The sequence below is a fragment of the Zooshikella harenae genome (assembly GCF_018837975.1).
In the GTDB taxonomy this organism is placed as follows: domain Bacteria; phylum Pseudomonadota; class Gammaproteobacteria; order Pseudomonadales; family Zooshikellaceae; genus Zooshikella; species Zooshikella harenae.
The window spans coordinates 42,508-53,431 of sequence record NZ_JAGSOY010000033.1 but is presented as its reverse complement, the minus strand read 5'-3'; the positions used below and the strand labels follow the sequence as shown (position 1 = coordinate 53,431).

Below are 10,924 nucleotides of genomic sequence, written 5' to 3'. Positions count from 1 at the left end.
TATCGCCAAAACAAAAATCGTGTTACTCGCCAAAAATGAGAGTGACATTAAAATCAACTCTCCCGAAGACATTGCCAAATATACAGTAGGAACAATCCGTGATGATGTAGGCGAACAGTTAGTAAAAGCACTTGGTGTACCAGACTCTGCCATCAAACCATCGTCAAATGCTGATTCGCTCGTAAAAAAACTTAACACCGGTCGGGTAAACCTGTGGGCTTACGAAGAAAATGTTGCACGCTGGTTCATTAAAAAAAATGGTTTACAAAGTGGCGATTTCAGTGCGGTTTACATCCTAAAAGAAGCTGAACTATTTTATGCATTTAGTAAAAAGACATCAGATGAGCTTATTAATAAACTACAAAAAGGAATTGATGAAGTGAAGAAAACAAAAGGCCAAATTGGTGATACTTTATACAATGATATTTTAAGCGACTATCTGTAAAATAGGATATCATTTTTAAAAATCGGCTAATTAAATTTTATTAAAAAAGATAAATTTAAAATATGCCCAGTATATTTTTTATTATTAAGATGAGACATATTTAGCTGAGTAGAATAACAATTAAATCAGTAACGGATCTCTAAATAAAAAAAGCCTTGCATCACTGCAAGGCTTTTTGCTGTATAACCTACATAATTAATAGGCTATTACACATTGTTTACTTTTTACGACGACGAGCACGACCTAAAGCCAGTAAGCCAATGCCCATTAAAGCTGCTACAGAAGGAACTGGAACTGGAGTAGAAGGTGTTTTACCTTTACCACGCAGATCGTCATTACCACACTGCATAGTGAAGTGTAAGTTAAAGTCTGCATTTTCACCTAAAAAGCTCAGGTCAAAACCATTGGCATAGTAGTGATTTCCACCACTGAAGCCTGATTCAGCATCGGTTAAAGAGCTTAATGAAAAAGAACCGTTGCCGATAACATCGCCGCCACCAGCATATTTCCAAGGATTAGCAGCTTGGTTATTTCTAAAGTATGAAGTTAACGTGTAATCATTAGCGTCTATCTTAACAACATCATAAGTTAAATTAGACCAGTTAACATCCAAAACATAGTCAAAACCGTAAGTATTTTTAACCTTTTTATTATCATTGCGCCATGTATTGCTACCACGAGTAACATCGTTATTGATATCGATAAAAATATCACCAGAAGTCCAACGATGACTACCTTGTTTTTCACCATTTTTCAGGTTGTAACCACTAACAATACTTAAATCATTTCCTTTTTGGAAAAAGCCTTCAAGATCCCACTTTTGTCCATAACCATTATGTGGCTCTATCTCATTGTCTTCCTGAGTGCCATACCAACCAGAGCCTGAACCTTGTCCATCAAAAACAGTGATATTCGTTGCGTCGAGTGGCGAAGCCATTACTTGAGAAGAAAGAGCAACAACTGCAGTTCCAAATAATGCGGCTAATTTATTCATTATAACTCTCCATAAAATGCACGCCGTCGTGCATACTACTAATCCAAACTTCATGCTTATTGAATAAACGCATGTAAAAACGCAGTCACTATTCAGCAACATTAATGCCAAAAATGTTTTTTATATTTATAACAATAAGTTACTCAAAAACTAACACGTTAACTTAATGAGACTGTAAAAAAAATCAATTTGAAGTGTATCCCACCACTTAAGAGAAATGACACATAGCCAAATATACAGCTCATCGTAATATAATGATTTCCATAACTTTTTTTATTAAAAAAATTAGATATATAAAAACACAATTAAATTGCAAACGGTTATCTACAGGCCAACCAAATACAAAGTGTAAAAAAGTGATAACAATTGCTTCAGAGGGGACAACCGTTTTGATTGAAGCTTTTGCTGGTGCTTAATCAACAGGTGAGATTCTTACAACACCCAAAGCAATGGGCAATCACTTCGTACTGCCCATTATTATTTGATTAGCGTTTATTGAAGTGGGAAAGGGAAAGTGTTACAACCAGTTCATATGTTGGAGCACCTTTGACCAAGCCAACATAGGACATAACTTGTTTATCAATGGCTAACTCATAACGAGTCAATAAACTCGCCTCTGGTAATTTAGCAATAAGGGCATTTAACGCTACTTGATAAGCCTCATTAAAATCCAAGCGTAAAGAACTCCCTGACGCCGTCAGATGTGCAGCATGTTCATTGGATTTACGAGGACTAGCCGTTTGTAGTGCGGCTAGAAAGGCATGGCTTTTCTTTTCTGGAATATATTCGACAGGAATGGTTTTGTCTCCAGATGCCATCGCAATAACCACTTCCTTTGGTGGTACTAGGTTTGAAAATGAACGTTCCGTTCGGTAGTTTTGTTTTCCCGCTCCCAATGGGCCGATCCACGCTCCCAAACAAAACTTGAGCCCGCCAGTCCACTGCTCGTCTCGAGAAAACTCAGGTGTAGTCGCATATTCTTGAACAACACCGCTAGCATGTAAAATCAACTGGCCTTCTTTTTGCTGATCGCTAGTGCTCACAAAGGTAGCATTTACCTCATGCGCATCAATGAGTGTGTAAAATCCCATAATAGATGTCCTTCCTTGCCGAATGATAAATGGCAATACAAGGCTAGTTCATTTACCTTAACTTACAAGGAAGAGGAGGGGCACCAAGAGGTCTTAAGAATGCATTACTGTAAATCAACCTTGATATAAAACTGGGCTTGTTGATCGCGCGTACGATACACACGCTTATTTATGTCTGAATTTTGCTGACTGGCCTGAGTATTAACCCCCCCCACAGCAACCCATTGCCCAATGGGTGCTTGAACAACTGTACTGGTTGAATTGATATCAATATTACCTGAGTTATTGCGTGCCAAACGATTATTTTGAGCCTCAAGCTGGATAGTGGCCAAATCATTACCAGATAGCTTCACAGTAGCATAAAAGCCTTGATTGACCTTTTTATAAGAAGAACGTTGCTCAATATGACCAGGCCACTGTGTTCGCTCATGAACAGGTACCTCTTGACCAACTTGGATAAATGCTGCCTGACCTTCAATAGTACTAACCTGTTGCACCCCCTGGTCCTTTCTGTGCTGAGTACCATGATGAATAATCACTTGGTCATGAGGACTGTGACGATCTCCTGTTCGAACCGTCACATCACCTACCCGCACATCAACATCTGCGTCTATTCCACGCTCAGCATATATAACACTCGAATCTGTGCTCACACTGATTAATAGTTGACGAACTGGCGTATCAAGCTTTTTAACGGTTTGTTGTAATTGATGGAAGTTTTTAGCTGTTGTTTTAATGATCAATACATTATTGTATGCCGTAACTGCTCCACCAGGAGCAACCAAAGGCTGTAATATGGGTACTAACTCATCTGCCAGCCGATGTCTCATATCAATGGTATAGGTCTGCAATGCAGCCGCGAATGATAAGCTGTACCCCAACAAGAGTAACACCAAAAAATATTTAACAGACCTTATACTGAAGCTTAAGCTAATCATAATGATATATTCCTTAAGTCTGCAGGCTTTGTGCTTTTATTCCAAGCTCGCTGAAAACCTTCCTGACGCAATTTAACGTTTCCAGGATCCGCAAATGATCCCTTTGCAGTCAATAAATCCGCGTCTGATAATTCTAACCAACCTACACGATCAACCAGAATGTAACCATAACCTTCCACAGGGTACTGCGGATGGGTTTGCTGAATTTCTATAAGGCTGGGAATTCGTTTTTGAAGGGTCAGTAAAGGATGAGAATACTTAACAAAAGCTCGGCAATCATCAACTAAAATACGTGCATGGCTTATCGGATTTCGCCTGGCAAATGTAGAAAACGCTCGAACAAAACACTCATCAGCAAAAAGCTCATGCTGTAGTAGCGGTGAATATATCAAAACGATCTCATCTGCTTGCGCGACCATACTAAGCAATACTGACAGGATATCAGCCTGTTTATGCCAGACTTGCAGCTTGCTGTCTTCACCCAAAATAAGCCGACAAGGGGATACACTTTCTGCGGCAGGTTTGATCGCGCGAGGCTCGTAATCCTGCCGATACCTCGCATGAATAATCTCAATGCCTTGCTTTTCAGGAATAGCAGCAAAAGGAATTGGCGCTGCTAAATCTAACACCAGGAAATGATTGGAGGAATCAACCGCATCCTTCTCTAATTTATCAGAAGTTATTTGACTGAACCCTTGAGCCTCATAGTAACTCAAGCAATGAGACGAAGTGCATACCTTAAGTAAAGTAACACCTGCAGCACGCGTGTAAGCAATAAGATAATCAAGTAAGTCGTTAAAAATATTAGTACTATCGTCAGTGGAATGCAGGTAAATACCAATAGTAGCTCGCTCAGGGTGAAACCACCCCAAACCTTGCAGTGAGGTAGCACTCCCCATCAAAAACCAACTATAGTCAGCACACTGCGTTGCCTGTAGAGGACAAAGTAGCTCCTCCTGCTGACAGTGCATACCTTTAGCTCGTATATACTGAGCGATAAAAGACAGCACCTGCTTTTCAGAGGCCCTTATAATTTCAGCCTGCATCATTCCACTTCCAGGCTAGTGTACCTAATGCCACTAGCTGGGTGAGTAACAACAATGTATCGACGTCACCTTCAGCGACATCGGCTTGATAAATAGGCTGCCTACGCTCCAGCAGCGTTAAAATAGGAGAAACCTGCTCACTGGCTTGCAAAACCTGACCGTCAGCATATACCTGCCAACATTTATTCAGGGTACTGTAAGCAAGGCGTGCACCTGGTACGATGGCCAGCGAATAGCCTTGTTTTAATCGACCTGCTAACTCATCACAGTCTGTTGGCTTAATCGTGGGTAATTCTGGGGTTATGTTATATTTGGACTCAGTCATAAAGCGTCCAAACCACTCGACCAGCTTTTGTTCATCATCAAGTTCATTAAGCAACGCTTTTAAACGTCCAACCGCACTGAGTGTAATTTCTCCAGGATGCTCTGATAGTGCCAAAGCAGGATCAGCATAACGCATATCTTCAGATAAGTTATCAGCAACATAGTCGCTAAAATGGGTAATGACCTCTGCTGCTGAAGGAGCACGAAACCCCACAGAGAATGTCATACAATCATCTAAAGCAATACCATTATGCGCTAGCCCAGGAGGTAAATAGAGCATATCTCCTGGCTCTAAAACCCACTCATCACTGACGTGAAACTCTGCCAATATTTTCAAATCATTATGAGCCAGCAGTGGTGTTTGAGTAGTGCAGCGTTGACCTACCTGCCACTTCCTTCGACCACGCGCTTGCAGCAAAAACACATCATATTGGTCATGGTGTGGTCCTACACCACCTCCAGGGCGGGCATAGCTGACCATAATATCGTCCAGTCGCCAACCTGGTATAAAATCAAAATGGTTAAGCAATTGCGCAATTTCAGGCAGCCAATGGTCAACGGCTTGGACCAATAAAGTCCAGTTATCAATGGGTAAGTTCAAAAAAGCTTCTTCAGAAAAAGGGCCATGCCAAACTTGCCAAGGGTCCGCTTCATCCTCATTGACCACTAGCCGAGCTTCAACCGTATCTTCCATTGCCAAGCCAGCCAACTCTTCGGGAGATACTGGTGATTGAAAAGCAGGCAGAGCCTGCCGTATAAACAGGGGACGCTGTTGCCAGTACTCACGTAGAAATTCTGCGGCGCTTATATTACCTAGTAACGTATTCATATTGGCAATGATTACCCGTTAAGTGTAAATTAATACCCACAAAGATAATGAACAGTAATTTATGAGTAACGTATTATACTTGCTGAGCCTGGTTAATTGCGTTACCTATATAGGTTGCAGGAGTTAACACCAAAAGCTGCTGTTTCACACTTTCAGGCAGCTCCAGGGTATTAATAAACTGCTGAAGTGTCTCTGCAGTAATTGCTTTACCACGTGTTAATGCTTTCAACTTCTCATAAGGTTCTGGAATACCATAACGGCGCATCACTGTTTGAATTGGCTCAGCCAAAACCTCCCAGGCACTCATTAAATCTTCTTGTATACGTAGTTCATTTATTTCCAGTTTACTGATGCCTTTCAGAGTTGATTGATACGCTAATAAGCTGTGTGCAAAGCCAACACCTAAATTTCGCAAAACCGTAGAGTCACTCAAATCACGCTGCCAACGTGAAACCGGCAGCTTAGCCGTTAAATGCTGAAGAATAGCATTGGCTAACCCTAAATTACCTTCAGAGTTCTCAAAATCAATGGGGTTTACCTTATGAGGCATTGTCGATGACCCAACTTCACCTGCTACAGTCTTTTGCTTGAAATAGCCCAGTGAAATATAGCCCCAAACATCACGATCGAAATCTAAAACAATCGTATTGAAACGAGCAACGGCATCAAACACCTCCGCCATATAATCATGAGGCTCTATCTGTGTAGTATAGGCATTCCACGACAGCCCAAGTTGCTGAACAAACGACAACGCCAAAGAAGGCCAGTCCACCTCTGGATAGGTCACTAAGTGTGCATTAAAGTTTCCAACCGCACCGTTGATCTTACCCAAAAGTTTAACGGCCTTTAGCTGTATAACCTGATGTTCTAATCGAGCCACCACATTAGCCATCTCTTTACCCAAAGTGGATGGTGTGGCCGTTTGCCCGTGAGTACGAGAGAGCATTGGTATATTCGCGTATTGATGAGCGAGTGCACGTATTGCCTCAACCACCTGTTCCATAGTGGGCTCCAGCACCTGATCTAAGCCATTTTTTAGCATTAAACCATGAGCCAGATTGTTAATATCTTCAGAGGTACAGGCAAAATGTACAAACTCTTTAACGGGAACCAACTCGGGTTGTCGTTCAAGCTGTTCCTTTAAATAATACTCAACGGCTTTAACATCATGGTTTGTAGTTTGCTCAATCGTTTTAATTCGGGCAGCTTCCTGCTCATCAAACTCTTCCAGTATTTGCTCTAGAAAAGCATTTGCTGCAGAAGAAAGAGGAGGGACTTCAGTAATTTCTGGTGTTGCAGCCAGTTGCTGTAACCAGCGGATCTCAACCTCTACTCGGTAGCGAAGTAGGCCATACTCGCTAAAAAAAGGTCGTAAATCAGTTGTCTTATTACTATAACGACCATCAACAGGGGATAACGCTGTTAAAGAAGATAGTTGCATTATGAAACCACTTATAACTCACAGTTGTTCAAACGTGTATAACCCAAAATCTGAATCAAGCGCGAATACAAGACTCGACACCATCCAGTAACTTACCGCGCGAAAGTAATAACTGCCAGCGGCTACCGCCGGTCTGATGCCAAAGCATCGCTGCACGAATGCCAGCTAAAAGACACGCACGAATTTTATCGGCATTCATTTGCTGCTGGAGATGCCGCATTTCTCCTGTGACTTGAATACGGGTACGAAAGGTACTAATCGTATCCTGATAAAGGCTGGCAAAAGCAGCAATAATATTTTCATGGGTAACCGCAAAGTGATTAACCTGGTCTTTTATTTTTTCAAGGCGGTTAGCAATTTCTGCAAGCATGGCGGGGTTTTTGCTGAGTTTACGCTCTAAATGCAATAAGGTCAGCGCATAACGAATAGTGTCTGTCTGCATGGAAGACGCTTCTTTTTGCAAAACACTACGTAGCACTCGTAGCCCCAGCATTACCCCACTAGGTCCTTCATAAACACCAGCCACTGAAGTAGGTGATGTATTTAAAATACTGGTGAGGGAGGAGGTTAGTGCGTCTTCTGGTGCTTGCCCCGTCTTCGCAACCTTTTCAACAAGATTCGCAGCCTGGAACACACCTGCTAACGCCAACGCCTGATCTTTATATGAATACGTACTCATGAATAGAGGAAAGCTATATTTTATTCTACTGGTTTAGTATGTAAGCGGGACTCAATGACTCCGCCCCCTAAGCAAAGGTCATCCTGATAAAACACCACAGATTGTCCTGGTGTAACCGCGCGCTGTGGTTGATCAAATATCACCAAATAGCCTCCAGTCTGCAGCGGTTTAACCTCACAAGGTTGCTCAGTCTGACGATAGCGCACCTTGGCATACAATCTGATAGGCAAAGCAGGACATTCTCCAGATATCCAATCAACATGACGGACTAATAATGCTTCAGAGAATAACAGAGGATGCTGATTGCCTTGTGCCACCAACAGCACATTATTCGTAACATCTTTTTCAACCACATACCATGGTGCTTCGTTTGCACCTTTAACACCACCAATACCAAGTCCTTGGCGTTGACCTAGTGTGTGATACATTAACCCCTGATGCTCACCAATTAGCTCGCCATCTACTGTTTTAATTGGGCCTGGCTGTGCAGGTAAATAACGCTTTAAAAAGTCACTGAATCGCCGCTCTCCGATAAAGCATATACCTGTACTGTCTTTTTTATTATGAGTAATCAGTTGGTGTTCAGCCGCCAGTTTTCGTACATCAGGTTTATGCATTTCCCCTACCGGAAATAATGTCTTAGCTAACTGCTGATAACCTACAGCATGTAAAAAGTAGGTTTGGTCTTTATCAGGATCTTTACCTGTAAGTAAACAAGCCTTACCATTGTGCAAACCTCGACGCGCATAGTGTCCCGTCGCAATACAATCAGCACCAAGTAGCTGAGCATAATCCAGGAATGCTTTAAACTTGATTTCTTTATTACATAGGATATCTGGGTTAGGTGTTCGCCCAGCACGATACTCATGTAAAAAATGCTCAAATACATTATCCCAATATTCTGCAGCAAAGTTAGCCGTATGCAGATGAATTCCCAGCTTGTCGCAGACCGCCTGGGCGTCAGCTAAGTCCTCACGAGCAGTACAATACTCAGTGCCATCATCTTCTTCCCAATTCTTCATGAACAGGCCTTCCACCTGAAAGCCTTGCTGCTTTAAGCATAGGGCTGCGACAGAAGAGTCAACACCACCAGACATGCCCACAATGACTCGGGTATTCTGCGGTTCTGGATATTCTTGGTTACTCATAAACTACCGAACATGTTACTCATACTTAATTAAGTAGGTGCTATTCTACGCAGGCTCTACAATAAGTTCCAATGGATATCGATATCCCTTTTGATAATCCTCTATACAGCGAAGTACCAGAGGACTCCGCAATGACGACTTACGTTGTATAATATCGGCATATGTAAGCCAGAGTACTTGTTCTATTTCATCATCCAGCACCTGGTTACCAATATGGTTAATCGGTTCGCCAACAAAACAAAAACGATGATAAGTAACACCTGGAGACTGCGGAGGATTAAACCGATAAATACCTACTAAGCCTGTCACACGAATCTCCCATCCTGTTTCCTCAAGTGCTTCTCGCTGAGCAGCAGACACTAAAGACTCACCATACTCTAAATGACCTGCAGGCTGATTTATCACTCGCTCACCCAAAATAGTCTCCTCTACGAGCAAAAATCGATTTTCAGACTCAACAATTGTGGCGACTGCCACCCGTGGACACCAGGGTTGAAAGTTATCCGTCATAATTAGGTCCAAATGTGAAGGGAAGGGCCTGCGTATTCATCACCAAGGCTTTCTGATACCTGAAATTATTCTGATGAGCCGACGAGTATTTAAAGCTTAGGCAAATGATTAACCAAAAGATATATACCCATTGCGAAGGGTATACACTACTTTTTTTTCTATTATGTTTGTAAGTGCTTGGTTGTAAAACAATGAGATTGCCCTTGCTTTTAGATAATTGCTACGTTGCTTATTAACAACCTACCTTATTTACAGTATGGTCCCCATCTACCCAGAACACACAAATAAGTAATACTTGCATCACAACTCAGTATATTTACAGTGTCATTTAGCTACTTTAACAATTAACACCTAAGCGAGCTTAAGATGGAAAACGGTTCTCCATTTACCCACCTGGATAGCAAAGGGCAAGCCCATATGGTGGATATCACGGAAAAACAAATAACATCACGCACAGCTACAGCCCAAAGCATAGTCAGCTTTTCAGCAGAAAGTTTTAACAAACTCACTGAAGATAATCCCAAGGGTGATGTTTTTGCCGTAGCGAGGATAGCAGGAATACAAGCTGCAAAACGATGTGCTGAGCTGATCCCACTATGTCACAGCTTAGCACTTAGTAATGTTTCCATTGACTTTAACCTGCTACCTGACAATCACCAAGTCCAAGTATTAGCCTGTTGTAAACTCGCTGGGAAAACGGGAGTCGAAATGGAAGCACTAACCGCAGCCTCTATTGCAGCATTAACACTTTACGATATGTGCAAAGCCTTTGATAAAGGAATTGTTATTGAACATACCTGCTTGATGGAAAAAACAGGGGGGAAATCTGGGCACTGGCAACGGACCTCATTATGATCACTATTCAGATTCAGGAAAGCGATTTTGACCATAACTATGTCTATCATCAGCTTCGGCAAGCCGCGCCGGGCGCAGGAGCCATAGTGACATTCACAGGTTTAGTGCGAGAATTCAGTGAGCAAGGTGATATACAACACATGGAGCTTGAATGTTATCCTGCTATGGCTAAAACAACATTGCAAAAAATTATTACAGAAGCCTCAAATCGGTGGAATATTTTGGCATGCATGGTTATTCATCGAACAGGAATATTACATGCACATGAGCAGATAGTGTTTGTTGGAAGCGCAGCACATCACCGGCAGGCAGCATTTGATTCTGCTTCATTTGTGATGGATTACCTTAAAACTGAAGCACCATTTTGGAAAAAAGAGGTATCTTCAAATGGCACTCATTGGGTAATAGCAAAAGCTTCAGATCAACAGGCACGAAAAAAGTGGGTAAAATAAATATACCCGCTTAACACATTCACTCCGCCTTTTAATACGCAAGCAAAATTCTTTAAAACAAATGATCATCTATTTTTATTTAAGTAACGTAGTAACGTCACTTAAAAGTCACGTAAAATAACTGTATAAAACATCAGATAAAATAACGCAATAGACTGAGATTTATATTCAT

12 protein-coding genes are annotated in these 10,924 nt (G+C 41.7%); 3 read left to right on the top strand and 9 right to left on the bottom strand.

All coding sequences use genetic code 11. The features are described from left to right. The coding region (locus tag KCG35_RS14435; protein WP_215820487.1) for a substrate-binding periplasmic protein at positions 1 to 445 on the top strand (445 nt) is incomplete at its 5' end. Between the two features lie 217 nt (positions 446 to 662). On the opposite strand, the gene KCG35_RS14430 is transcribed toward KCG35_RS14435, so the two are convergent. The 9 genes from KCG35_RS14430 to KCG35_RS14390 all read right to left on the bottom strand — a co-directional run bounded on the left by KCG35_RS14430 (position 663) and on the right by KCG35_RS14390 (position 9,445). Next, positions 663 to 1,439, bottom strand: coding sequence for a PEP-CTERM sorting domain-containing protein (locus tag KCG35_RS14430; RefSeq protein ID WP_215820486.1), 777 nt, complete (start codon positions 1,437 to 1,439; stop codon positions 663 to 665). A gap of 485 nt (positions 1,440 to 1,924) precedes the next feature. Continuing rightward, complete coding sequence (locus tag KCG35_RS14425; RefSeq protein WP_215820485.1) at positions 1,925 to 2,530, bottom strand: hypothetical protein; 606 nt, start codon at positions 2,528 to 2,530, stop codon at positions 1,925 to 1,927. 104 nt (positions 2,531 to 2,634) lie between these two features. Continuing rightward, the gene (locus KCG35_RS14420; RefSeq protein WP_215820484.1) at positions 2,635 to 3,468 is read right to left on the bottom strand and encodes a secretin N-terminal domain-containing protein; all 834 of its coding nucleotides are present in this window, start codon (positions 3,466 to 3,468) and stop codon (positions 2,635 to 2,637) included. Then, a complete protein-coding gene (locus tag KCG35_RS14415; RefSeq protein WP_215820483.1) occupies positions 3,465 to 4,517 on the bottom strand; it encodes a DUF7931 domain-containing protein in 1,053 nt (350 codons plus the stop codon). Before KCG35_RS14415 ends, KCG35_RS14420 begins: the two co-directional genes overlap by 4 nt. Then, positions 4,504 to 5,667, bottom strand: coding sequence for a cupin domain-containing protein (locus KCG35_RS14410; RefSeq protein WP_215820482.1), 1,164 nt, complete (start codon positions 5,665 to 5,667; stop codon positions 4,504 to 4,506). Before KCG35_RS14410 ends, KCG35_RS14415 begins: the two co-directional genes overlap by 14 nt. 73 nt (positions 5,668 to 5,740) lie before the next feature. Further along, positions 5,741 to 7,108 (bottom strand): adenylosuccinate lyase, encoded by a 1,368-nt coding sequence (purB, locus tag KCG35_RS14405; RefSeq protein WP_215820481.1) that lies wholly within the window; start codon positions 7,106 to 7,108, stop codon positions 5,741 to 5,743. 55 nt (positions 7,109 to 7,163) lie between these two features. Continuing rightward, entirely contained in the window at positions 7,164 to 7,787 is a 624-nt protein-coding gene (hflD, locus tag KCG35_RS14400; RefSeq protein WP_215820480.1) for a high frequency lysogenization protein HflD, read from the bottom strand. Positions 7,788 to 7,807: 20 nt separating this feature from the next. After that, entirely contained in the window at positions 7,808 to 8,935 is a 1,128-nt protein-coding gene (gene mnmA, locus KCG35_RS14395) for a tRNA 2-thiouridine(34) synthase MnmA (protein ID WP_215820479.1), read from the bottom strand. Between the two features lie 45 nt (positions 8,936 to 8,980). After that, positions 8,981 to 9,445 (bottom strand): NUDIX hydrolase, encoded by a 465-nt coding sequence (locus KCG35_RS14390; protein ID WP_215820478.1) that lies wholly within the window; start codon positions 9,443 to 9,445, stop codon positions 8,981 to 8,983. Between the two features lie 366 nt (positions 9,446 to 9,811). Between KCG35_RS14390 and moaC the strand changes: the two genes are divergently transcribed. Continuing rightward, complete coding sequence (gene moaC, locus KCG35_RS14385) at positions 9,812 to 10,300, top strand: cyclic pyranopterin monophosphate synthase MoaC (RefSeq protein ID WP_215820477.1); 489 nt, start codon at positions 9,812 to 9,814, stop codon at positions 10,298 to 10,300. Then, the gene (locus KCG35_RS14380; RefSeq protein WP_215820476.1) at positions 10,297 to 10,752 is read left to right on the top strand and encodes a molybdenum cofactor biosynthesis protein MoaE; all 456 of its coding nucleotides are present in this window, start codon (positions 10,297 to 10,299) and stop codon (positions 10,750 to 10,752) included. The genes moaC and KCG35_RS14380 overlap by 4 nt, the downstream gene beginning before the upstream one ends. Positions 10,753 to 10,924 lie beyond the last annotated feature (172 nt).

Coding starts and splice junctions, on each gene's coding strand:
- KCG35_RS14410 (WP_215820482.1), bottom strand. CDS start 5,667: ATGAATACGTTACTAGGTAATATAAGCGCCGCAGAATTTCTACGTGAG.
- moaC (WP_215820477.1), top strand. CDS start 9,812: ATGGAAAACGGTTCTCCATTTACCCACCTGGATAGCAAAGGGCAAGCC.
- KCG35_RS14420 (WP_215820484.1), bottom strand. CDS start 3,468: ATGATTAGCTTAAGCTTCAGTATAAGGTCTGTTAAATATTTTTTGGTG.
- KCG35_RS14415 (WP_215820483.1), bottom strand. CDS start 4,517: ATGATGCAGGCTGAAATTATAAGGGCCTCTGAAAAGCAGGTGCTGTCT.
- KCG35_RS14425 (WP_215820485.1), bottom strand. CDS start 2,530: ATGGGATTTTACACACTCATTGATGCGCATGAGGTAAATGCTACCTTT.
- hflD (WP_215820480.1), bottom strand. CDS start 7,787: ATGAGTACGTATTCATATAAAGATCAGGCGTTGGCGTTAGCAGGTGTG.
- mnmA (WP_215820479.1), bottom strand. CDS start 8,935: ATGAGTAACCAAGAATATCCAGAACCGCAGAATACCCGAGTCATTGTG.
- KCG35_RS14430 (WP_215820486.1), bottom strand. CDS start 1,439: ATGAATAAATTAGCCGCATTATTTGGAACTGCAGTTGTTGCTCTTTCT.
- purB (WP_215820481.1), bottom strand. CDS start 7,108: ATGCAACTATCTTCTTTAACAGCGTTATCCCCTGTTGATGGTCGTTAT.
- KCG35_RS14380 (WP_215820476.1), top strand. CDS start 10,297: ATGATCACTATTCAGATTCAGGAAAGCGATTTTGACCATAACTATGTC.
- KCG35_RS14390 (WP_215820478.1), bottom strand. CDS start 9,445: ATGACGGATAACTTTCAACCCTGGTGTCCACGGGTGGCAGTCGCCACA.